This is a genomic window from Paenibacillus sp. J22P15 (assembly GCF_056269345.1).
This window is the reverse complement of the sequence record NZ_JBWDNT010000011.1, coordinates 75,098-100,878: the sequence shown is the minus strand read 5'-3', so window position 1 is coordinate 100,878 and position 25,781 is coordinate 75,098. Positions and strand designations below refer to the sequence as shown.

The window sequence follows — 25,781 nt, the reverse complement described above, 5'->3', positions numbered from 1 at the left end:
AAAATTTTCTTCTGTCTCTTAACACAATTGGATCGAGAATCTGAATTTGGCATTCTCCTCGAACCACATCGGGAAATTCGTCCCCCACACATTATTGTGCAGGTTAAAGTGCATACCGCCTTCAAGAGAAGCAAAGTTCTGGTTGAAACTCAGTACTCTCTTCTCGCCTGGTGAGAGTACCGGGGCATCCAATGTTTCTAAGTGAACCCTGCCGTCGCTCCCATGGTAGTAGACACCTGTACCCACCGCATGAAGATTGCGATTCCCGTTCTTAACCACCTCAAGTGGAGAAATCATCTGTCCCATCTTATCCATTTTCCATAGATTCGGGTTGTCGACGCTCAAGCAAAATGTGAACCAACTAGCTTCTGGCAAACGACAAGCCTGCTTATTAAACCAGCTTAATTCCACGTCGATTTTCTTCTCATTTTTATAAAAACGATAGTCGATATGGAGATCCTGCGGTGCTCCAGTTAATTGAACGCATTCCGAAGGCATCATTAGTTGCACCTGCACATGGTCGTATTCTGCTTGAGAGTGATGTTTTAAACCGATCAGTTGAGGTGAAAATAGCTTATGTTCAGGCCGCGGCTCTGCAAATTCCATGCCTGGCTTTCCCCAGTCCGCATCGGCCCAGAAATAAGTTTTATTCAAATTCTCAACATAATCTTGAATCCATGCATTGTAATTCTCTTGACCGAACGTTTCATATTGATAAGATCCTAACCTGTGGTCCGCATCGGCCCACATCTTGCCTTGGCTATCAACGAGCTTACATATCGTCCCTTCGCCATCGAACGCCACCTGAAACAATCCGAGCGAATACACTGTATTCATGTTCAGTTCCTTCGCATGCTGCAGCAGCGACTGGTCAGGAACGAGCTTGCGGAATGCTTCTGCGACTTCTTGCTGTTTATCGTCCGATAAGGCACGAACAGCTTTGTGGACATATTCCCGCTGTTCTTCCCAAGAGCTCTCAAAAAAGCTAAAACTCTTCTCTACATCTGCCGCTGCGAATAAATCAGGTGATGCGCCATACTCATTGTCCATCGCAAACAGTCCCAGATAGCGATACTTGTCATGAATGGCTTCGCTTGTAATTCGATCTGTCTGTCTTGCGCTCTGGAAATCCTGATTCGAATAATTCTTGAAATCGGTCAAAAATTTCTTCTCATCCATTCCCCATGTATGTTCTGGTATTAGAATCAGCTGACTGCAAAATTCGGCATATTCTTTGCCGCCCTGATCCAATCGCCCTTCAAGGACCCACTTATTGCGCAGCCTTAACAAGGCCCGATACTGGGATACCTTCGTAGGATCCGTAGCAACGCCTTGTATCCAAGTATCTCCTATCTCTTCATGCACGACTGGAAAACGATCCTTTACTTCGAGCAGCTTCCAGGCAAAGGCATCCATCGTCGAAGCCTGAATCGTTGCACCTGGGAACCGTTCCGCAAGCCACGCAAATTCTGCTTGGATGTCAGCCGATGAGGGCGGTCCTGAGTTGTCGCCGGAATGGGCAAACACCATGACCTCATCCAGCCCGTCAATTTCGACGATATTTCCATAGTCGCTTGCATAATTCACGATCATTTCAGATCCATCTTTCGCTTTCCAGACAAAGATCGGCGGGACATTCGGTATTTTGGATGACGGATTCACACCGAGATGCAGGTATCGAATTCCGTATTTCGCCATGTAGGGAATCATCGCAATCGTATGCCCGGGAACATCCGTCATTTTGGCAGCAATAACATTCTTGCCATAGATATCATTCAGATTTTTACTTAATGACAACCCGTATTCGAATAAGGCAGAATCCATGAGTTCGGTGTGTGTCGTGAATGGCAAACCATGCCATACGAAACTTCCACTGCGGATCGCTTCCTCCATTTCTTCCCGTTGCGGCTGGGAAGCTTGCTTAAGATATTCATGGATGAGCCAAGAGCCCGTCGTCCAGACGAATTGCTCCTTTCCACCTTCCAATTTTAATTGCTTGGCCAATTGTATGGCCTCGGGAATAAATAGGTTGAAGTATTTGTTGTTGACATTCTCCGCCAGATCCGTGAACCCGATGTCCAAATGGGTTTTGAAAATAACGTGAATTTTTTTCGAATTACTCAAAGGGAAAGCCCCTTTCCTTCATGTTAATTATGAATTGTTACTTTTTTTGGACAGCACAAAAAGCAATAACTCCGGTCAGTTATTTGTTATGGATTCCTATCCGGAATTATCGTTTCATGCCGTTATCGTAACGTATTTAAACTCTTCTATTTTCGTCCTATACTTGAACCAGTCTGATTATCGCGCTGTCAAAATCTCCTGTTAAACTGAGAAGAATGCCTTGCGACATCCAACCTTGTCCGCTGCGGGCTTCGCCCGTTTCTTCATTGCGATACGTTCGGAGCGGCTCAAGACCACGCGGTCTCACTGGAAGCGCAGGTGATCTGAAGTGCTGTGCATGCCGGAACACGAATACGACCGCTTCCTGCCCATCTTTCCCTACGTACTGCACTGATGTCAAATCAGATTGCTCAGGCGGTGAAAGCCGATAGCAGAGCCCTTCCTGAACGATTGGCCGAATCGCTTTATACTGTGCAATGTAATGTGCGGACTCCTCCATCTCTTTTTCAGTCAGAAGGTTTAACTTCATCCCGATGCCAAGCGACCCCATCATGGCACAATGAAAACGGAACTTAAGAGGGATTTGGCGCCCATTCATGAAGTTAAAATCTTCAGTTACCCAGCACATCATCGACTTCGCATTATATGCATAGGAATGTCCCCATTGAATCCGCAGCCGGTCAAGTGCATCAGTGTTATCGCTGGTCCAGAACTGATCAGCAACCCGCATCATTCCCATGTCCACGCGTCCGCCGCCGCCTGCACACGACTCGAACTGCACAAGAGGATGCTTCTCCTGCAGCCGTCGCCAAATGTCATAGTTCGCGTTAACATGTCGAACCCAAATCTCACGATCCCGTCCAGCCGGAGCTTCCGGCCAGCCCGGCTCGCTAATATAGCGATTCATGTCCCATTTAATGAACGAAATCTCATAGGCAGACAACAATTCATCGACCATGTTATAGACAAATGCCTGTACATCTTCTCGGGCCAAATTAAGAACGAGCTGATTTCTGCCTTCCGTACGTGAACGTCCCTTAAAATGATAGACCCAATCCGGGTGCTTTCTGTATAGATTGCTATCAGTATTTACCATTTCAGGTTCAACCCAAATACCGAAATCCATGCCAAGCGACTTGACATGATCAATGAGCGGCTGAAGCCCGTTCGGAAACTTGGTCTTGTTCACATACCAGTCCCCTAATCCAGCGGTATCGTTTGCTCGCTCACCGAACCAGCCATCATCGACAACAAACCGCTCCACGCCCAGACGCGCCGCTTTCTCCGCGAGCTGCTTCTGGTTCTCTTCATTCACGTCAAAACCAGTCGCTTCCCATGAATTATATAGAATTTTCCGAAGCTGTCCTCCGTTACGAAGAACATGCTTTCGCTGATAGTCATGCAGCTTGCGACTCGCGTCTCCAAAACCTTGAGCCGTGAAACCTCCTACACACACAGGTGAAACGAAGGTTTCTCCCTCTTCAAGCAGCCAACGAAAATCAAAATCATGTATACCCGCCGCGATCTGTAGCGTTTGATACGGCGTCTGCTCCGCAACAATCTTCCAATGGCCGCTAAAGGCAAGCCCTCCGAAGTATACCGAACCATACTCCTCTGTCGTTTCTCCAAAATCAACCGCAAAAAACGGATTATTGTTGTGTCCCGTAATCCCTCTACGAGCTTCAATCACTTTTTTACCCTCTTGAAGTCGTTCCTGGCGAAGCTGTGTTTCCGCTCCCCAATAACCTGTCAAATAAGAGAGTCGATAGGATGGGTATACCGGAAGATGCCAGATCGCACTCATCACCTGCTCGATATTTACTGGTCCATCGCCTGCATTCGTCACTTCCACCGACCGCTCAATTAGATCAAATTCTTCAATGATGTGATAACTGATCCTTACCTGCAACGACTTCAGAGTATCCATTAAAGTGATTTTCAGGGTACTCCCTTCAATATCTGCTCGATCAAACGTGAGAACCAGATCCCGCGTTCGATCGGCAAATTCGACCTTTAAGCCAGGTTCCGCAAAGTTAAGCTTGCCCCAAGGCATCAACTCTTCACGGCTATTGCCTTCCGCTGTCTCCCAGATCCAGGCATGCCGGTTCGACGCTTCCGGATATTCGTCCTGCAAGTTCAATCGCTCGCCCCAGTACAGATGCTGAAGCGCCCCTTTATCATCAACGCCGATAGCATAATCGGTATGATTTGTCCGTAAAACCCATACCTGTCGTTCAGGATTGCTGAATATTGCCATACGAAGTCCCTCCTAGATAACTCCGGCTTCTTGATAGAGTTATCAAGTCGTAACCGGAGCTATCGTTTTTCGCTCATCTAATGTTATTTGCCGTTTGCTGCCTTCCAGTCGTCAATTTGCTTTTGAGCATCGGTGATTAATGCATCCACGCCTGCTGCTTTCAGCTTTTGAATCAGTTCCGACACTGATTTTTCAGGATCCTGCGTGCCAGTATAGATGATTGGAAGATACTCGTTCATGATTGCATTGACCTGAGCATTCTCTCTTTTCATCGTATCGGCATTGTATAGAAAACCAAGCAGCGGCGAAGTTACAGAGTCGTCATTCGCTTTTTTCATTTGATCCCATGTATCTGCAGGCTGACCCTTCTGTACATAAGCATTGAACCAGCTGCCGAATTCCCATGCATTATTTGGGTTGTACGCCGAATCCTTAACAATCTCGACGGTATTCTCATCTACTTTCGTATAATGCTTGCCCTCAATGCCATACGTAACCAGGTTATAAAGATTTTTATCCGCGAATAGAAGATCAAGCAGCATCATTGCTCTTTCCGGGTTTTTACTATTTTTATTTATTCCCGTCATTGCGGCAATAACAGAGCCTGTATTGACATATTGAACGACAGTTTTTGCTTGAACGATTGGATATCCAAACTCCGTGGTAGCAGCAGTTTCACTTCCAGGACCATATCCGCCTGTAGTTACCGCATATTTACCTGTCTTTGCTTCCGCTTTCCCGTCTTTGAGCGATGCAGCGTCCTTGCGGATATAGCCTTTTTCGTACCATTCTCTGAACATCTTAGCTTGCGCCATAAACTCCGGACTTTCCACCAGGTTGAATACCTTTAATGACGAATCATCTGTATGAACGCCAAGCGGGTTTAGACTGTTTCCTTGCACTTGGTCAATTGTCATCCCTAATTCGTTATCGAATAATTCATACATGGCAGGAACGCTGCCTGTCGCCAAGAATGATGTAACGCCCGGCTCTCCTTGCTTCACTTGCTCAAGAAAAGGCGTAATATCCGACATTTTCTTGATATTTGATGTATCTAGCGTATATTTGTCGGCAAGGTCTTTCTTGATGTTTAAGCCTCTTCCAATCGCATAAATCTGATAGTTCAAGACGCCATACGTCTTTCCATTTACTTTCGCGGCAGCCCAATACTTTTCAGGTACTTGCTCTAGAATATTTTTACCATATTCCTGTAGCAGATCATCCATTGGCAGCAAGGCTCCTTTGGATACATTCTGCGTGTAGTTATTCGCCCAAGATGAGGTAAAAGCAAGGTCGTACGGTTCTCCGGAAGAGGTGATGACGTTCATTTTCTGATCGTAAGCACCCCAGTCAATCGTGTTGATCGTTAACGTCGCATTGATTTTTTCCTTCAAAATTTTATTAATTTCATCGGTTACAAGCTGCTGATCCTTTTGAGGCGTGCCAACGACATACCATGTTAAATTCACGGGATCTAATGTTTGATTTCCTTCTGAATCTGTTGTTGATGCTTGCGAAGGCGTATCCGTTGAAGATCCATTTTGATTCTCAGATTTGGTACCGCAGCCCGATAACGCCACGGTCGTAAGCAAACCCGCCACCAATAGCAAACCTAATGACTTTGTAAATTTTCTGTTTTTCATTCTGAACCCTCCTGAAATGAATAATATCTTTATATATTGCATACTGTTTCCAGTATAACAACCCCTCATAGCATGGCCTACCCCTTGACAGAGCCAACCGTAATACCTCGGACAAAATATTTGTTCGCAAACGGGAAAATGAACATCATCGGGCCTGACGCCAGCACACAAATCGCCATTCTCGCGGACTGGTCCGGCATATTCACGCCTTGCAGCAATCCCATGGAAGCCGCTACAGAATTGCGGAGGTAATCCACGTTGGACATAATTCTCCATAACAGGAACTGAAGCGACACATAATCACTATTCTGGATAAACATTAGACTTAAATAATAGTCATTCCAGTACATGAGCAGAATGAACAGCGACACGGTGACTATGCCCGATACCGTAATCGGAACAACGATGCTGAAAAATATACGGTATTCGCTGGCGCCATCCAATTTGCCTGATTCGATAATCGCTGGAGCAATATCAGACATGTAGCCTTTCATAATCAATACAAACATCGGCATGACCAGGTAAGGAACAATGAGAACAAAAATCGAATCGGACATATGCAGAACACGAGAGATAATAATGTACCATGGCACCAATCCTCCGCTGACCAGCATCGTCAAGAACACGTACAGTGACGTTTTCTGTGCATACGGATAGTCTTTGCGTGACATCACATAGGCCAGCATCGTGGTAATGATTATACTCAAGCTCGTACCTACGATACATACAAATATCGTTACGCCATAAGAGGTTAGAAGCTGACCTGGGTCTGCAAAAATAAACTTGTATGCAGTGAAATCGATATCCTTCGGAATCAAACTGTACCCATGCTCAATGATGCTCATGTCGCTGGTTAAAGACACGGAAACAACTAGAATTAACGGTAATATACAAATCAATGAGAATCCAAACAAAATGATGTGTGAGATAATTCTGAATACCGGAAAGCCTCGGTTAATTACTGAACTTGACATAAGCAACCACCTTAAAATACGGAATTTTCTGAGTCGAATTTACGAATAAGTCTGTTGACGATCAGGACCAATACGAGACCAACAACCGATTGATATACGCCTGCAGCTGAAGCCATTCCTATATCGCCGAGTGATTTCAATGATCTAAACACGTACGTATCGATAACATCTGTCGTCTCATAGAGCATAGAAGAATCTCGAGGGATCTGGTAGAACATATCGAAGTTCCCTACGAAAATTTTGCCGACCTGCATGAGCACCATCAGAATGATCAGCGGCTTCAGTAATGGAATAGAGATGCTCTTGATCAGCTGCCATCTGCTTGCGCCGTCTACTCTCGCGGCCTCGTAATATTCTTCGTTTATGCCAAGGAGACCCGTAAAATAGATGATCGTATAATAACCGGCATTCTTCCATACATACGTTAAAACGAGTAGCGGAGGCCAATATTTCGCATCGTTATACCAGAGGACAGCCTCCTTCCCGAACCATTGAAGGATCACGTTGACAAACCCATTCTCCATATCGAACAGGGCCAAGAAAATGTAGCTGACCACCGTAAAAGATAGAAAGTACGGCAAAAACAGTACCGTCTGATAGAACTTCACGGAAGATCGTCTCATTTCATTCAGCATTAATGCGAATATTATAGCGACGATCAGTAAGACAACAATAAAGGCCAGATTGTATAAGACCGTATTTCTGGTGATCCGCCATGCATCTTGGGAGAACAAATATTCAAAGTTATCGAACCCTACCCAAGGGCTATTCCAGAAACCTAAATCAATTTTATAATCCTTAAAGGGCAGCAGGATGCCGTAAAGTGGCATATAGCTGAGTACGAATAACAACAGCACGCCCGGAAGGGATAAAATGAATAGTTGTCTGTGCCTCATGAAGGTTTTGATGAAGGTAGAACTTCGCAATTCCAATTCAACTCCTTGTTGTATGTGATTTCTCTTGCTAATTCGAATCATAGAATGAATCACTCAAAAAAAAAACTGTCGTATTTAAATAATCCTGCAATATAACCCTGTAAAATCTAATTTTTACTGTATTTCAACTGTAAATCAGGCTTTAAACACATAAAATCCGCTCACTCCCAATGGGATATGAGCGGATTTGTACATTTAGGATTTAGTTATTGTTTGTTTCAGCACGTGTTCTTTCGGCATTTTACGCCATACTCTGTCTTGAATAGTCTGTAGAAACATGTCTATAAAATAAACGCTTTTCATTAAGATTGTCGTTTTTTCAGATTTATTGTATAAAAGAAGCCATTGATCCCATAAAATTGGAATCAATGACTTCTTTAAACTGATTAGATCATGTAAACAATGTACGGTCCTGTTCTATTGCAAAATCGCCTTGGCTACGATCGCTAGGTCTTCAATATCTACTTTTCCATCATGATTGACATCGGCTTTCGCATTCCAGCCTTGCTGACCTTCTTGCTTACCGTAAGCTGCTGCAACGATCGCCAAGTCTCCAACCGTGATACCTTCATTACCATTAACATCGGTAGAGATTTTCTTACTTTCAAACACTTGAATGGCTGCTTCCAGTGCGGATTTCGCGCTATCCACCTGCTGCTGCGTAGCATTCAGATCGTTAATAGTAGCTTTCGCCGCATTGATGATCGACTGCAATTGCGCTTTGGATCCAACCGCATACAGACCGTGCCCGTTTCCTTCTACGGCTACATCATGCTTAGTCTGAGCGCTATCGATCACTGCATTCAAGAGAGACTTATCTACAGTGGTATTGATTTGTAGCTTGTGGGAGACTCCCACTACCTGCAACTCGTTCCCCTCTCCGTTGGCAATGATAACATTGCTTACAGAAATGGTCGTATCGGTTGCTTGGACAGTAGATTTGGCCGTAAATGTGAAAGCCAATACATCACCTTGGGCTTGCACGCCTTGGTTCGCGCCCACGCTGGCAGCCACAATTCGAATGTGTCCCGGCATCATTTCTTTCTGTTCAATGATTTTAAATCCGTCTTTCAGTGATGTAACCGAATCGAACGTCACATTCGCCGGATCATAATGAAGCGTCAAATCTTGCGCATACATTTGCTGATATACGCTTTGCGTAACGCTGCTTAATCCCATCGTGACATCGAATGGTTGATCAGAAGCGACTTGATGTGCACCTGTCAAAGTAGATTGAGACATCGTTGATGCTTGAAGCACAGTCACGTTGATTCTCGTTGTCAATTCTACATTGTTCGGATTTATCACATCTTCGGGCAGGGCGACAGTTCCATTTACAGTGAAGGTCTGTGCCGTCTTTAGAGCTGGATCATAGCTTGATTCTCCTACATTCCATGTCACATCGGCATTCACACTTCCTGCATCGGTAACCAGTACTACTGTTGCAGGCAATCCTAAGGCACTCGCTGTCTTCGCCACTCCGTTGTCCAACCCTTTGACGGCAGCTGGCGCTGTGATTCCAACAAGCTTCGGCGGTACTACCGCTGGATCAGCAAATACATTGATTTCCGCAGCCGACGCCCACCCACTGACGCCCGTTGTCGCTTCGACCTTGACATGCGATGCATTGGTCGAAGTAAAGGTTGCGGTTTTCTCCGAAGCGTCGTTTGCCCAGCTTCCGGTTGCAACCTTGGTAAAAGTCGTTCCATCCGCACTTACATAAATATTGTAGCCTGTAATATTTCCGTTGCCGCCACCTGGCCTTGGTAATACCGTAACCTTATTAATATTGTTGTAGGCTCCTCCAAGGTTTAAGGTAATCGATTGCGGGAGCGCATCGGATTTATTCCACTTCGTATGCCATATCGACTGCGGATTCCCGTCAATCGCATTGGATGCCACATCTTTTCCAGCCTCCTCGCTAGTCGCTGTTGCTGTCATTTGCGACTGAGGAATTTTACTTACAGTAACTTTAATCCTGGTTGACAAGGATACAGCATTCGGATTCTCAATACCTTCTGGCAAAGTTACGGTACCATTGACTGTAAAGCTCTGGTGTTCTTTTCGCACTGGATCGTAGCTTGCGTTGGCTACATCCCATACAACTACTCCTTTCGTTTTATTCTGGTTTGTAACTAGTTGCAGGTTGGAAGGCAAAGCAAACGCTTCTGCCGTCTTTGCCGTGCCAATCTCTATGTCTGTGATTGCTGCTAGTGGTGTAATACTCACAAGCGTCACTTTTTGCAATCCGCCTGTTGGCTTCAATTCATAGAATGAATTCGCTTTGGAAGGCACCGTGTAGACATCGCCTAAATTATTCGTAGACTTCGTTGCACTAATCCGTTCGCCGTCTTCATAGACCTCTACCTCTTGTCCCGGCCATGGGTTCAGAACGGAGAGGGCCTTTCCTTTCTCACTGAATATATTGACATATGTCGTTTGACCAAGCTCATTTTGATTGGCATCTACCAAAAATCCACCTTTCGCTCTCAAGCGAGTGAATTCTGCCTTTTGATCTTTGTGCCAATTCGCAAAAACATGGATAAAATCCTGATTGCTCTGCAATAGAGAATGCGTGATATTATTATAAAGCAAGGATGACTGAACAGTACCGCCTACTGTATTATTGTTACGAATGCCCGTCCAATCTCCAACAGGTCGATCTATAATCCCTTTAGACAAAAAATCAGTGATTTTCTTAATGTCATAACCAACATTGGTTGCAATCATAGCAGAACGATCTTCTTTATCGTTGTCATATTGCCAAGGAATAACATATTCAACATAATTTTTTGTATATTCTAATAGCTCAGAATCTGATGCCATTCCTACCAAATCATACAAATAGGTAGTATGAATGATAGGGAAACGCTGCCCATCGGGCTTAAGTCCATCTGCAGCAACAAACGTTGTTTTACCTGCACCTGGTCTCCCCTCCGGTATTACAGCTGTCGGCAACGGAGATAATTTGTTATGGAATTGTTGCCATGTTACTCTCTTAGCCTCATCAATTCCTAACGTTTCACTTGCCTTAATGGCTTTCTCAAATGCAAAGTATGCAGATGCCAAATCCAAGAACGAGTTCTTTTGAAGATGATGTCCTTCAACGGTAGCCCCGCCAATAATGTACTTATCCGTAGTTGAATCAAGTAATGCGTAATCTTCAAAGAATTCCGTCAAATCGACGAGTTTGCTATATAATTCATTCTTTAAATATTCATCATCACCAGAATATTCCCAGTATCTCACCATAGGAACTAGTGCTAATGATGCATTTGCTATCGAAGCAAAGTAATCTGAACTGCTGTTGAAATGTTCCGTTCTACGCCCCCAAGGTGCAATATGTGTTGGAAATATTACGCCTCTTACTCCTTTAGTAAATCTAGGATACCAGGAGCTATTATTAATGATATAATTCATTTCCCTAGGATCGGACGCAAGTAACCGCCCTACTTCCCAGAATTCATTAATGAGTTTCGTGTAATTGTCTATATATCCAAGCCTATTTGCTACAACCGCTGCGTTCGGCGCTCGCTGCATATCGGCATTCATTGCATAATCTCCCTGCCAGTTTGAGTTTGGATTACCAGTCCAAGGAAATTGATTGCCTGCCAATACTCCGCCGTTATTATCGCTCTGAGCATCCAATGAGGCTCCCATCATGTACAACTGGCCATAATAAACTCTTTCAAATAAGGCTGATTCATCATCCAGCTTAATGAAGGACTTTAACCAGAAGTTTTTCCACCAATCCAAATGTTTTTGCTTGATACTTTGCAATTCCTCTTCGGTTCCAATCGACAATACATGCTGCTTGGCATCATCTAGTGAAGTAGTGGAGCTTTTCCCACCCTCAATTGCGGCAATGACAGTTACCGTTTCATCGGCAGCCAAATCGAATCTTGCCATGCTTGTTTGATCACTAACTTTGCTTAATACAGCTTTTTTACCCATCACCTTTAAGGCTGTGGAAATATCAACGTGATCATTGTATCTATTTGAAACCAAGTGTTTGGTTACTGTAATAAGCTGGTTATCATTATCAACTGCTGAATTAAAGGAGCTCCCGCTATACGATTTATCAGCAGCAACGGCGCTAACACCAACTTCTATATTTGCTTCCGTCGTATTCGTTATTTCAGTAACGATCAGATTTTGTGTTGCCGATAGCCACGTTTTCGTTTCAAATCCTTTTTCAGAGACAGCGCTTACAATTCCATCTTGCATACTTTGATCATATCTAAATACATTACTTCCTGACCCAGTATCCAACCGTTCATATGTGATCCTACCATAAGTAGTATTGTGATGATCTCTGCCGCCTACAGGAGAATCCTCCCAAGCATCCGATCTAGATATAAAGATTTGTTGCTTATTTTTATCTCCACCCATAAATGCAAGTACAGTGCCATTCCCCATTAAAGGTCCGTCTGGCGTAAGGCTTGTGGTGTTACCAATACTAGGGAGTTTTGTATAGGTTACAGGGTATCTATCTAGAATTCCACTTACCTCCAGCCATTCTGTATCTAGTTTCTCACTTGAATCACTAGCCTTTGGACTTGCAGCTTTCGTTTCCTGTGGTAGTAAAGCATTTGTAGCAATCATGATTGTAGCTAATGATAACACAATGTACTTCTTGAATTTAACCAATTTCCATACTCCTTTCGCATAAAAGAATTTTAGAGATATCACTGTTAATTCAATGTCGGCCTCCACCGGATTTTTAGCAATAAAATTGAAAGTGATAAACATGATGTTGCCTTTATCGCCCGGTACTTTCCCCAGTTTGGTATAGGTGAATTGGATATGCCCCTTCGAAGTCTCTCCTACCGGAAGCCGAATCCACCAGCACTCGTGCTTGCGTCCTACCCGGAAGGGATAAAATGAATAGTTGTCTGTACCTCATGAAGCTTTTGATGAAGGTAGAACATCTCAATTCCAATTCACTCCTTGTGGTTAGTGATTTCTCTTACTAGTTCGAATCATAAAGTTAATCATTTTCAAAAAAAACTGTCGCATTTAAATAATCCTGCAAAGCAGCCCTGTAAAATTTAATTTTTACTGTATTTCAGCTGTAAATCGGGCTTGAAACACATAAAAGCCGCTCACTCCCAGTGGGATATGAGCGGCGCTGTACATTTAGGATTTAGTTATTGTTTGTTTCAGCACGTGTTCTTTCGGCGTTACGCCATACTTTTTCTTAAATAGTTTGTAGAAATAACTTTCATTTTCCATGCCAATCTTTTCAATAATCTGCACGATCGGAAGGTTTGAATTCTCCAGCATCTCCCTTGCCTTTTCCAAGCGGACGCCATTAATATACTCCGACAGTGAAAACGTCATATTTTCTTTAAAAATTTTGCCCAGATGGGTGGAGGACATTTTCAGATGCTCTGCGATAAGCTGCAAGCTTAGGCCAGGATCCGCATAACTTTCCTCTACGATCCCCTTTGCGGTCTCAATAATAATGGCATGCTTCTCTACATTAGATTGCTTAACACTCCCTACGCCAAGGGAAATTAACTGCATCAACTCATCCAGAATCTCTTTCATTGTTTCGAATTCCATCATCTTAAAATGATACACATTGTAATCGATATTTTGAGGTTGAAGCTTGGATTTGTTCATCTCATTAAGCGTGTTCAATATAAAAGTCGTTATATGCATGACTGACAACGTCATATTGTTGTAATTCAGCTCTTTGATCTCATCGAGGATGCTTAAAATCACATTTTCAGCATTTTTGATATTTCCCGACTTCATCGCTTCAACCAGCTTTTTATTCCACTGCTGAGCATAGTACACTTGTTGATTGTCGTTATTCGTTTTAACTTTTTCTCCTGTAATGATGGAATTTCTTCCGAATAGGAGCCGATAGTTTGCATTATATAACGCCATACGATAGCTGCCTTCCAGAGCAATCGCAGATTCGACCATTTCGCCAATGGACACAGATACAGTCAACTTAAAATAATTCATGATCATGTTCTGAGCTTCCGCAATACAACCCGACAACTTAGGAATGACCTCGGCACGATCAATTTGTCCTGTATTCACTATAAGCACAATCTGGTCTTTCTTCATATCTACTGTATCATTTTCAAATTCAGCCTTAACCGTATCCTGCATAATATTAGAAATCGCAAACCGGAAGAGCTCTTGTTCTCTATTGCTCATCAGAACAAAATGATTGTATTGATCGATTCTAATCACACACACGACCAGATTCCCGCCGGATAGGCTCAAAATGTTGTTGCTTTCTATAACGCTAGAAACATCGTCCTTCGTCATCGCATGACTATCTACTAGAAGATTTGTCAGATAATAGTTGTTAAGCAACTGCTCTTTCGAGCGAGTTTCTTTATAATATAGCTCTCGATATTCATAATATTTATTATACATTTGATTTAAAACGCTGATTTCATCTTCAAACGGCTTGATATCACGCTCAACCCGATCCATCGCATTAATCCGCTTAACAAGCCTACCGATTGGTATATATATGTTTCTAGAGATCGCGAAGGAAGCAATTAACGCAAGAACAATGAATAACAATGTAATTAGCAGAATAAAGAATTTAATATGATCTACATTTTGGAATACTTCATTATAAGGCTGAACCTTCACCAATACCCAATCAATACGGTTCAAGTAAATGTAAGACACATAGCTTTTTTCCCCATTGAAATCAGTGGAGAGAGAATCGAAAGAGATACCTGAATCTGTAAAGGAATTCTTAATGAAATGGCTATAAATCGACTGTAGGGAAGCTTTCGTCACCTCATCATAATTTTGATTGCCAATATTCTCGCCATTGCCGTTTATTAAATAAATATTGCTCTTGGATTTTGGATTTGATGTATTGATTCGATTGATATTCTCCAGCATCCAATCCGCTTTAATATTCACATAGATGCTATCATCCGGTTTGTTTTCCTCGCTGAGCCAATCATACATCGCATAGGTGAATACATCATCCGTTGGTTTGGATGCAATCGGATAGAGGCTCTCCACTTCTCTATAAATCGGCTTAAGTACGGGTACGACCGGGTTAAAATGTAACATTTCCTCAAGTCCGGGATCACTGCTGGAAATCCCCTTGTGAGTCGACACATAGACCTTTGATTTTCCATTATTGATGATGATGGAATGGATGAATGCGTTATTGCTCATATAGGTCGTTCTTAAGTTTTCTAACGCAACACTTGCCTCTCGATAATTGTCGCTAATATGATCCATATCTAAAATAGCCTTCGTATCACTGCTAAAATAGATCGAGTTAGTCAAGTTTTTCACTGTCTGATCGAAGTTATCTACATTATAAGCAACCTGGGATAAGATCTGTTTGTTTAGATCATAGTTATTTCGGACCACCGATTTCTCGACATTCAAGTAAATAATCGTAGAGAAGAGTACCAATAAACTTAGAAGAGCCAAGACAGTCCATAAATAAATTCTGATAAAGTATTTACCTGATCTAAAAAAGTTCTTCATGATAGCGCTTTGCCCCTTTGTCTATTCGCGTTGCCCATAATTCAACTACTATCATTTTCAACTGTATTCTATCATGTGCAATCATATCGTTCCAGCAATAACTTTCAAAATGAATAGAAATGAAAACACAGTTTGGATTGAATGATTCTGGATTTAAACATTTGCCATCCCTTTCAAAACGGATGTTGATTAAGCGTTTTCATTTAATCTCTGAAATTTCGAATGATTAAGAGCTAACTCCTATATATTTCAACGTGACCGAAGATACAGAACGATTAAATATTATCTGCCGCATTCAAACATATTAATAGGAATGATTATACGCTCTCATACTTTGAAAAAGAAACAACAAAAAATATAGAAAACGATAATTTCTTTATAAACCTCTTCAATTTATTTCAAAAAAGGTTAATTATAAAAAAGAAACCGAACAAATTAATCGGCTGCTCGCTGATCAAACAATAAAGCTATCAAAACGAAGGAAATCATTCTAGTGATTATTTATTCGCAGCGAGCCAAGCAGTCTATTCAGAGTTTGTAAAACTCTAGCTTCAAGATTTTCATTAATTGGAAACAATAAAAGAAAGTTCCGAATCAACATATCCTGATCTTTTAACACACTTCGCCCAATTATCAACATCAATCCAATAATTCTTTTCCCCATCCGCTGTTTTCTGGATAATCAATCATATCGTAACCTTTTAGGCAGACTGCTAAATCCGTTATATTTCTTGCACCAAATAATTCATGCTCCTTAATCATAAATCTACCAACTATTTGATGCATTCCATCTGCCACGTATAGAGACTTATTTGTTTTAAGTTCTGGCTGGCCTACTAACAAAACTGTTAATTTGATTTGATATTGTTGTAGCCAATTATACAGGTCAATAAGCCAATTATAGTGAGCTTCAAGCAGAGCTTGTGCTTCATCAAGAAACATAACTATCATTTTGTACTTTGAACTCTCCCCCTTTTCTAGCAAGTACCTGGCAAGTCGATCGAACTTTTGATTTTTCTTACCGCTGAATGTAAAAGCGTGACCAACCCCCTCTAATAACCACTCATCAAAAGCCTCTTCATTTGCAGTATATTTATGCTTAGCTGGTATATGAAAAACAGGTAAGTTATTTCCATATTTCATCTGAACTCTTTCGCAGAAATAGCTAACAGCCTGACTCTTTCCGCGTCATTGGCGTCCATATATAACTCCACGAGGCGATCTATCTTCGATCCATTCAACAAATTTGCTTTTATATCACCAGAATAGATCATGCAACAAATTGCCTCATATAACCGCGGTAAACCTACATTTAGTATTTGATTCAATTCTTTTACTGTTTTTCTTCCGTTGATACTCTGAGAAATGACTTTATATCGATCAATTTCAACAATGGTACTGTTATTCAGTACATATGGAAGTATATCTTTTAAGTTCTCCAGATAAATTTCATTTTATCTAATTTCTTTATCTGTCTGAACTTGATGCTCTTTACCATGTAAATCACACCATTTTTTTTGTATGTTTATTTGTTTTACTACCCCTTCTCATTAAGATCACTATCATATTTAATTTCAAAAAAGACCTCTGTACCATCAGTTTTTCTAATCCACATATCAAAAATAGAAGTATCTTTTTCTCCTTCAATTGTTGCTATCTCTGGCTGCTCACAAAAAACTTCAACCGTTGGATCGGTTTCAATTAAAACCCAGTGATCAAATTCAAAATCGCTAAATAAATTCACATCCCTCTTTAACTTTGGACTGTAAGCTATCCAATGATTATTACCATAACGACCGTGACGCTGTTTTATTAAAGGTGTTGTATACTTTTCATTTACCTCCCAAGTATTCTTAGTAAGTGTTCAATACCTCAATAAATTAAACTATATTGTTCTTTATAACGTGACTCATTTGTCGCCAGTCCAATTTAGCGGTATTTTTATGTCAAAAAAAAACGACAAGAAAATCCGTTCTAATAAAAAAAGCCTTTATATATTCAAGGTTTTTTTACGGGATTTTTATGTCGTTGTACTCTCGCAGACTATTCAATTAACGAGTGCGAATTCGGCCCCGATGATCATATCAGACACAAAGAGGCGGTTTCTGTGCATTTTCAACCTGGCCGGATTGCGTTACCATTATAGTACGGAAGTCGGGAACAATGGAGGTGTTGAGAAATGTTGGCAACCGTCGGAGACAATCTTCCGGTTTTTGAATCGCTGGAATGTTTTGCGGGGACGATCGTGAATATGCCGGGCCGCACCTACGGGCCACGCATGCAGAGCGAGCTGCAGCTTGTGCTGCTGCATGACGGCTCGATGCACGTCGATATCGACGACACCGTAATACAGATTCAGCCCGGCAATCTTCTGCTTTTCTTGCCGGGTCATCGGGTCTATATCGCTTTCGACGAGGATGTGGGAACGTGGCATCGGTGGATTACCGTCTTCACGTACCGGATCGAACCGAAGGTGCTGGAAGAATTGGAGCAGTTGCCTCGTGTGTTGCCGATATCGGAGCACATGAACCAGCTGATCGACGTTCTGGTCGGCCTGCAGAAGCAGGATATCGAGGGCGGGGACGCCGTACGCAATACGCTGGCTCTCGGGGCATTCCGCCTGTATGCCGCCGAATGTCGTAGCGGTGCGGCCCTTTCTTCCGTTCCTCCGGTCATTCCCCTCGTCAAATCGCTAATTCGGGAGCGCTATCGCGAGGAACTGACGCTGGCTGACCTGGCGGCCAAAGCAAACGTCTCCCCGGGCCATCTCATCCGGTTGTTCCGGAAGCATGAAGCCATGCCCCCCATGCAATATTTATCGCGTTATCGTGTCGATCGGGGTATCGAACTGCTGCGTACGACCGGTCTTGCGGTCGGAGAGATCGCACAGCGATGCGGCTTCAAGACATCGTACCACTTTGCCCGCATGGTCAAAACGTACAAAGGCATGCCGCCAACAAATATCCGCAGCGGCGATTGGAATGGCCGGGCGGCGGACAATGCTTCACTCGTTCTCCTTTCCGTGAAAGACCGAAACGATAAGGACAAAGCTTGATTATAGGAGGGCCTCGACAATGGCTGTGGCGGTAAAGGAGCAGTTCGCGCAGCGCGGCTACGCCGTGCTGGAACGACTTTTTTCTCATGAGGAAGTTGGATTGTTAAAGAAAGAAGCCCGCGCCATCTTGGAAAGAAACGGTGTCGGCAAGGAGGGCGTCTATGTCGGGCTGTCGGTGGCAAGCCCCGTATTCAAGAAAGCTGCCGCGCAACCCGGGTTGGTCGCGGCGCTCCAGGAAATCATCGGCGATAATATCATCTTTCTGAGTGACAAGCTCGTGTTCAAAAACGCGGCAACCGATTTCGGTTCACCGTGGCATCAGGACTATCCATATTGGAAAGGAAGCCACAAATTTTCGGTGTGGATCGCCCTGGATGACGCCACCCCGGAGAACGGCTGTCTGAGAGTGGTGCCCGGTTCGCATTTGCTTGGAGCGGTGCGGCACGGAGGAGACGCTTCGGACGGCCTGGGCTTCGGCAATCGCCTTGGCAAGAATGAGGTGGAGGAGTCACAGGCGGTCGACTTGCGGGCTTCCCGGGGCGATGCAATCATTTTTCACGATTTGTTGTTTCACGCCTCCTACCGGAACGTATCGGGCAACGACCGGTGGGCATTGATTTCCACTTACAAGGACGGCACGCAAGAAGATCCCGAGTACGGCTGGGCACAGGCGGCCTTCGAGGTGAGCACTTGAATAGAAAGATAAAGAACAACGAGCCGGCTGCATCGCAGTCGGCTCGCTTACATGAAACACCAAGAATTTAGGGGATTAACACCTTATCATCATGTCAATCCATACGGAACCTCAATATGGATCAGCGAATACCTATTAAGTTGAAAGTGTCGTAGTTTTCATCTTTTTGACCGGTGAAAAAAAACCAGCTAATATCTTGTCATGGACCGAGATCCTCGTGAAACCGATTCGGGATGGGAACCTGGCTTTAGAGAAGCAGTACAAGCTGCTTTTCACTCATTTCCAAAATCCTTCGGTTGTGTCCGTTGACAATGCGGTTGCTGAACGGGCCGCCTTTCTGAGAGGAAAATACGGAATGAAAATACCGGATGCACTTGTGATCGCATCCGCCATCATTGCACAAGCGGATGTTTTTGTTACAAATGATTTTCGACTGGAACAAGTGGAAGAAATATCTTGTAGAAGTTAGGATCAATTATAAATGAAAGACAAAAGCTAGCAGGTTCCTGATCCGCACGCAGTGGTCGCCTCAGTCAAATACCGGACTCTGGAATCTCGTCCGTCAGTTTGCGTCTGTAAAAAAAGGAGCAGTTCGTTCGCCCACTTTCAAAAGAGACACGATCTCCTCCTACTTTCACGCCAGTTTTTTCAGTACATAACTAATCTTATGTATTGAAAATAGCCGATCCCCTTTTAAGGATCGGCTATCAAACAATGCTATTACAACGAATCAACAAGCTCTCTACTGGCACAAGCAGCTTCTTCCCGAAAATTCCGGCGATCCATTTTTTTAGTTGTTAAATCATTTACGCTCACATCCTGAAGCCTTCAAAGAATCGATTTGTAAATCCATGGACTGATCGAAAGTCGAAACACGTGCATATCCAATTTCGGCCATTTCCCAATCCCCTTTTGTCTATTAAACCTTCGATTAGTATATTTAATACACCTTGAATAATAGACGATTTAATAGACTGAAACAATGATAAGTTTTGGGTATTTTAAGCTGATGTTTACAGAGTCTAAAAAACGATCGTTATATGGACAGTCGGTGTAGTGCACATCATTACAGCATACGAACAAACCCAACACTATTATGATTTGGTGTTGGGTTTATTCATAAAAGTTCAGGTGGCCTGATTTTCGTTGTTTTTTTGGACAATCGATAGATGCCCCTGCTTGTTTCACTACTTCATTTGAATATAAGCAGTATCTTATGAAAAATATGCAATCTGCTGAACTTCCGGCAAACCAACCGTCAGACCTCTATCCAAAAATCGGTTAAATTCCTCACAAGCTGTTTCTGGTACAAGTGAACAACTATGACAAGCGGCCAAGTTACAAGAATCAGGACCTTGTGCACCAATTTCGGAACAAATTGGATCCGAAGAACACCAGCCCGCATTTATTAATGATTTTCGGATAACTTGCTCTAAATAGCCCGGTTTACCCATTCGGACCAGTCCACCCATAGTTCCGTCAGAATCACCAGCTGCTGTATAAATCAGTATTCCATACATAGGACGTGACTCGTCATCGGATATATACAATCGCTCTCTTAATGAAGAAGAACTATATCCACATTCAAAGGTAAGCTGATTCATGAGAAGATGAGCAAAAGTATGAGCCATAACAAACCTTGGCGAAATTTGTTTTTCCCGGGTACGCCGATTGACAAGTAAATGTCTGTAACGTTCCGCCAACGGTTCAATTCTAGAAATCACACCGTCTTGTTCCTCCCACCGTTGTAATTGAGCTGGATTGAATTTCAAAAAAATTCCTTCTCCATAAACAACGTATGCGGGTAACCAATCATCTGAAGCATCTGGTACATTACGCCACATTTGGTGTTTCAATTGTTGAAAGTCTGCTGGCCGATCGTTAAAAACCCGGTTAAACCCAGCAAGCACCCGGGTTTCTTTTAATTTTTCCACCAGAAACACCTCGGAAAAATACTTCTCCATATCAAACAGACTGCCGTTATATTTTTCAAGTGGAATGCGCCGGATTTTAAGTTCATCTTGATCAGAAGGTTCGCTTAATACGCTGTATTCCTCTAAACGTAGTACTCTTTCCAATTCTGCACCGCTAGACTCTTCATTCTCCTCAATTTCTAAAGTCTCACGTTGTTCTATACTTAAAAGTGTACGCTTTATCTCTGTATCAGAATACGATTCCAACTCATTCCGAAATTGTGCACGAAGTTCATCTACTGTTTCATCTTCATTTAAGTTACCCCGCTTGGAGAGATTCAAAATACGCTCATATTGGGGGGTTTGGAACAGTTCAATCAACCTATTGATTTGTTTGCTTACTTCACCCGGTATATAAATGGCACTTCGGACCTGAGCGAAATAAACATTAGAAGCACTACGAAGAGAGCCGCGCAGGTGGCACCCACATGTTTCCCCCTCCTCTGTACCAGTCCAAGGACTTTTCCCTTGACAATAAAATACGTTCTCTCCACCAACTAACTCTTTACTAAGATCAGTTGTGCCGTCCGGATGTGCAGTTGTTATTTTATTGAGCATACGGGGTTCCACTCCACAACCGCACTTAACTTGCATAGTTGTCAAAGCACCTCCACCGGTACTTATCAACTTCATTGTTGCAGTACAAGATGGGTTTGCCGAACGATGTACCCATTCCCTCCATGGGAAATCCTGTATATGGCCGTTTTCACATATCGCTATAAAAGGTACTTGTACCATAAACTTTTTTATATTCTTAGCTTCACATGAAGTGCATTTTTCTCTGGATTTCGTTGTCAGTTCCGTCTTCTTCATATCCCCGCAGAATGTGCAATAATGCCACTGTGGAAATCTTAAAAACGGTACATTTAAAAACTTATTATTCTCACTCTCACCTCTATAGCGGAAATCAGGCGGGAGACGAAAATGGTCTACTCCCAACAAACGCTCCAATCGCCACTCTTTGATTATATACTGCGATAAATCAACCCGTTCCGATGATCCGTTTTTATCCTTGTACCAATGGTCAAGCCCACCACAAATAGCTGAGATTCCATTCTTCGATATCGACATTGCTCCCGTACCAAATGGGGCTATCAATTGTGCTCTACGTATCGGATAAACCATATTATTCTAAGTCCTCCAATTCCTCAAGTTTATATAGCACTGAAATATCCCCCTGGCATTGGGCATCAACGTTCCTTAAGGACATTGGTGTAGCCCAGGATAGTCTACTTGAACGCTCATCAGCGTATTCCCCTGCGACTCGTAACAGAGGATAATTACCGTTTTCGGCTTTCCCCGACCACTCTACGGGGCTAAGTCTTCTCCAGAGCTCAAGTCTTTTTTCGAAGACTCGCTTAACATTCTCTAATTCCTCGGGATCAGTACGTTCTACACGCCGTGTTACTATTTCTTTTAATTGGTTCAAAATCTCCTCTGGCAATGGCCTCGGTGTGTCAACCTCATCAGCATCGCCCATTTGACGCACATATCCTACCATCACAGCATGGAGTAAGCGGTCTATTACAGCAGGTGAAAACGGCGTTACACTAGTCGGTTCTACTTGAGCATAGAGTTTTTCATGATAACTCCTGAATTTTTCATAGTGTGAACGATCACGCGGCTTTGAAGCACTGTATAATGTCACCACTAGCCCTGGCCGTTCAAACCAACGACGACCTACACGACCGGTGACCTGAATGTATTGGCTTGTGGTCTTCGGCTGACCTATCACTGCCATCAACGAAAGGCGGTCAATATCTATACCTACCTCAATAATATTGGAAGCAAGGCAAACATCAATAGCAGTGCCACGCTTCATATTCGTTTTCAGTTCACCGATAGCAGCAGAAACTTCATCGCTGGTTAATCGGGATGTTAATTCTTTAATCCTGTTCAATCGACGCAATTTGTCATAACCGATATCTTCTCTATTCTTAATTACTTTAAGATGGTTGGGAATATCTGACTGTAATAACGTGACAGTCGTACCCAGTTCCCGTAGACTATTAAAGAAAACCAACAAAGTCCACCATGGATCCCGTTCCTTCTCTTCCATTTCAATGGGCCCTTGCAGTAGTGCAGTTAGAGATCTTACTTGTAGTGTTTGCATGGATCCCAAACCTGGTGTATTAATTCCAACATACTTTCTCCCCGGCATCAGATTGCCGTTATTATCGGTAGCATTTTGAGCAAAAAAAGAATCGTCTGCTTCAAGTCCGGGAGTTGGAAAAAGTCGTGTTTTCTCTCTAGCGTAAACATCCTTGACTTGTTTTTCAAAACTTCGTATGGTTGCAGTAGAACAGACAATTTTAGGACGGACTGGTGCTGTTGCACGATAATCTGTACACAATTCTTCCACTAATACTTCGAACAAACCAGTCATTGATCCCAGTGGACCTGAAATTAAATGTAGTTCGTCTTGTATAATTAATCCTGGTGGAGAACAAAAACGCTCCCCATCCGTGCCAATACCAAACATGGTACGAGGCTTGGAATTCCAAGCAAGCAATGCAAATTTATCGACTGTACCAATTACCAAAGTTGGCCTTTTTGAGTAAATATCTTCATCCACTACATAGACAGGAAGTTCTTTATTGAAGAAACAATCACGGTCCGGACAGTGAATGACCACTTGGCCTGCAGATACTTTATAGCCATTAATACTGTATTGCATGCTTTTTTTCTTACCTCGTTCGTTTTTCCGTCCGTTTTCAATTTTCCGATTATCCGGTATTTTCCCCATTTGTGCTCCACACCAAGGGCAAGAACGAACCAGGAACGGATTATCTTCGCTGGTTCCATTTTTCAATGCTTTTAAATCAACCAATGCACTTTTGTGCGTATTGGGAGTTGTATCCGATCCCAACCATATGCCTATCGAAAATGAAGCCTTCCCCAGATCATTCTCATTTAACTTTCGGATATAATCCATAGAACAAATGAGTCTCGATGCTCTTTGAAATTGGTCTGCAGTTAGCAACCGCAATGTATATCGCATGAGTACTTGGACACCTGTATCATAAGGGTCTCTCAATCGGCGTAAGAACATGGAGAATGCTGCTAATCCTAGATATGCTTCTGTTTTACCCCCACCTGTCGGAAAAAAAATCAGTTCGACAGTTTCGCGCTCATCGGAAAAGAAATTAGCAGTGGGTTCAATTGACATCAGAATAAATGCAATTTGAAATGCACGCCATTTACCCTTGTCTGTGTCAATGATGTCAGGGTTCTTGTAAGGTCTACTAAAAAGAATACCACTTTCGGTAACTTCTGATTCCCGGACATCTGTACCAGTTTTCTGCTGAAGCAGCATGGCGTGATTGGCCAACTGAAAAGCCCTAAATGCCTCCGAATTATTTTTAAGGTACTCGAGTCCTTGTTCCATCCTATCCCCGCATTCACAACAAAGACGCAAGTTTCTTTCCGCTACTTCATGTAGATGTTTATCCAACCCTGGTATAGTTTTTCGTTTCTTCTCAATCCATTCCCTATACAAGGATATTATTTCCTCCAATTCTCTAAAACCAAATTTACTTGTAGAGTCGAAACCTGCTAGAGTCCTCATGGAAACTTCGATATCGGAACCATCCTCACGTTTTATATCGGGTGTCATACTTTTTGTCTCATAGGAGGGGAGAAACTCAGTACGTACGCTTCCAACTTTATCTCCTGATACATCCCAATCTGCTGAGCAACCATGTCCTATAGCATATGTTTTCATGGACCGATATAATAACGCTAATGAAAGTTCCTCCTCATCAGTTACCATAGAATCTACTACTTCAGGATACGGCAGGATTTCAATAGTTTCATTTGGCTTCTCTGGATGAAAAACGTTTACTGTAAATTGTGATTGGTAAAAACAAACACTATCAATCGCTATGTTACCCTCACAATCTGAGCGGTTAACCAAGCAGACAGTTACTAGACGGCTTCCATCTTGAATTGGTCTTGAGAGTATTTGCAACTGAAGATTTAACCCATCCGTATTGGTGGCTTCGATGATATGTCCTGTGGTCAAAACCTGACCTTCTGCATTTAACTGTTCAGCTGCACATGTTACTTTAAAATTAACAGGAGAACGGACCCACCATTTTCTATCCCTTTTATCCCCGTTTATCCGTACTTTCACTGGATAATATCGTCCGCCGCTCACACAGATTCTGAGTTCAGAACCATGTTCAAAGTAGGCCCTAAAACTCACAGCCATACTGCTTTGTTGATAGTCATTAGCAGAAGAAATATCAAGTTCCGATTGCTCATCAACTTTATTAGAAGTATTGTTACGTGTTTCAATTATCTCAAGTTCCTTACTGTTTACAAGTTCTACAGCATCCAAATCTGCCATTGGATCTACCTGGTGATCTTCATTTTCATCCCGACCAATTCCGTTAGGGTAAAGTACAGCTGCCCCGTATCGTCTAGTAGGTTGTTCATGTAAGATTTCTTCTCCAGTCTCCTTGCTTTTATACGGCTTGTAAAGATCCTGTTTATTTTGCAATAATATACCAGTCTGGCAACTAATCGGTGTGCTATTGGTTGCTACTGATGGGCCGATAAATTCCCGTCTCAACGCATCATAAAGTAAATCCCTGTTGTCCATGTTTTTCTGTAATTCAGTTTTCATAA

The 25,781-nt window shown here is 42.7% G+C and carries 13 protein-coding genes and 2 pseudogenes; 3 read left to right on the top strand and 12 right to left on the bottom strand.

Going from position 1 to position 25,781, the window contains the following annotated elements:
- Positions 1 to 18: 18 nt before the first annotated feature.
- The 9 genes and pseudogenes from AC0YN6_RS20605 to AC0YN6_RS20565 all read right to left on the bottom strand — a co-directional run bounded on the left by AC0YN6_RS20605 (position 19) and on the right by AC0YN6_RS20565 (position 17,171).
- Complete coding sequence (locus tag AC0YN6_RS20605) at positions 19 to 2,124, bottom strand: DUF5054 domain-containing protein (protein ID WP_475749128.1); 2,106 nt, start codon at positions 2,122 to 2,124, stop codon at positions 19 to 21.
- 157 nt (positions 2,125 to 2,281) lie between these two features.
- Positions 2,282 to 4,381, bottom strand: a complete 2,100-nt coding sequence (locus AC0YN6_RS20600; protein ID WP_475749127.1) for an alpha-galactosidase — start codon at positions 4,379 to 4,381, stop codon at positions 2,282 to 2,284.
- An 83-nt stretch (positions 4,382 to 4,464) separates the two neighbouring features.
- Positions 4,465 to 6,024: an ABC transporter substrate-binding protein gene (locus tag AC0YN6_RS20595; protein WP_475749125.1), complete on the bottom strand. Its 1,560-nt coding sequence runs from the start codon at positions 6,022 to 6,024 to the stop codon at positions 4,465 to 4,467.
- Positions 6,025 to 6,101: 77 nt separating this feature from the next.
- Positions 6,102 to 6,998, bottom strand: a complete 897-nt coding sequence (locus AC0YN6_RS20590; protein ID WP_475749124.1) for a carbohydrate ABC transporter permease — start codon at positions 6,996 to 6,998, stop codon at positions 6,102 to 6,104.
- Positions 6,999 to 7,009: 11 nt separating this feature from the next.
- Positions 7,010 to 7,924: an ABC transporter permease gene (locus AC0YN6_RS20585; protein WP_475749123.1), complete on the bottom strand. Its 915-nt coding sequence runs from the start codon at positions 7,922 to 7,924 to the stop codon at positions 7,010 to 7,012.
- A 426-nt stretch (positions 7,925 to 8,350) separates the two neighbouring features.
- Positions 8,351 to 12,583: a discoidin domain-containing protein gene (locus AC0YN6_RS20580; protein WP_475749122.1), complete on the bottom strand. Its 4,233-nt coding sequence runs from the start codon at positions 12,581 to 12,583 to the stop codon at positions 8,351 to 8,353.
- A 489-nt stretch (positions 12,584 to 13,072) separates the two neighbouring features.
- Positions 13,073 to 15,427 carry a helix-turn-helix domain-containing protein gene (locus AC0YN6_RS20575; RefSeq protein ID WP_475749121.1) on the bottom strand — a complete coding sequence of 785 codons (2,355 nt, stop codon included), beginning with the start codon at positions 15,425 to 15,427 and terminating at the stop codon, positions 13,073 to 13,075.
- A gap of 639 nt (positions 15,428 to 16,066) precedes the next feature.
- A pseudogene (locus AC0YN6_RS20570) lies at positions 16,067 to 16,582 on the bottom strand (ATP-binding protein); the annotation flags it as partial.
- Between the two features lie 382 nt (positions 16,583 to 16,964).
- Positions 16,965 to 17,171 (bottom strand): hypothetical protein, encoded by a 207-nt coding sequence (locus tag AC0YN6_RS20565; RefSeq protein ID WP_475749119.1) that lies wholly within the window; start codon positions 17,169 to 17,171, stop codon positions 16,965 to 16,967.
- 435 nt (positions 17,172 to 17,606) lie between these two features.
- Here AC0YN6_RS20565 and AC0YN6_RS20560 point away from each other — a divergent pair, with 435 nt between their 5' ends.
- The 3 genes from AC0YN6_RS20560 (at position 17,607) to AC0YN6_RS20550 (ending at position 19,645) form a co-directional block, all read left to right on the top strand.
- Positions 17,607 to 18,482 (top strand): helix-turn-helix transcriptional regulator, encoded by an 876-nt coding sequence (locus AC0YN6_RS20560; protein WP_475749118.1) that lies wholly within the window; start codon positions 17,607 to 17,609, stop codon positions 18,480 to 18,482.
- A gap of 19 nt (positions 18,483 to 18,501) precedes the next feature.
- Positions 18,502 to 19,176, top strand: a complete 675-nt coding sequence (locus tag AC0YN6_RS20555; protein WP_475749117.1) for a phytanoyl-CoA dioxygenase family protein — start codon at positions 18,502 to 18,504, stop codon at positions 19,174 to 19,176.
- A 166-nt stretch (positions 19,177 to 19,342) separates the two neighbouring features.
- Positions 19,343 to 19,645 carry a type II toxin-antitoxin system VapC family toxin gene (locus AC0YN6_RS20550; protein WP_475749116.1) on the top strand — a complete coding sequence of 101 codons (303 nt, stop codon included), beginning with the start codon at positions 19,343 to 19,345 and terminating at the stop codon, positions 19,643 to 19,645.
- A 339-nt stretch (positions 19,646 to 19,984) separates the two neighbouring features.
- Here the strand turns inward: AC0YN6_RS20550 and AC0YN6_RS20545 are convergent.
- The 3 genes and pseudogenes from AC0YN6_RS20545 to AC0YN6_RS20535 all read right to left on the bottom strand — a co-directional run.
- Positions 19,985 to 20,074 (bottom strand): annotated as a pseudogene (locus tag AC0YN6_RS20545) (recombinase family protein); the annotation flags it as partial.
- 316 nt (positions 20,075 to 20,390) lie between these two features.
- On the bottom strand, positions 20,391 to 22,274 hold the full coding sequence (gene drmB, locus AC0YN6_RS20540; RefSeq protein ID WP_475749114.1) for a DrmB family protein: 1,884 nt from the start codon (positions 22,272 to 22,274) through the stop codon (positions 20,391 to 20,393).
- Position 22,275: 1 nt separating this feature from the next.
- Positions 22,276 to 25,779 (bottom strand): helicase-related protein, encoded by a 3,504-nt coding sequence (locus AC0YN6_RS20535; RefSeq protein WP_475749113.1) that lies wholly within the window; start codon positions 25,777 to 25,779, stop codon positions 22,276 to 22,278.
- Between the last annotated feature and the right edge of the window lie 2 nt (positions 25,780 to 25,781).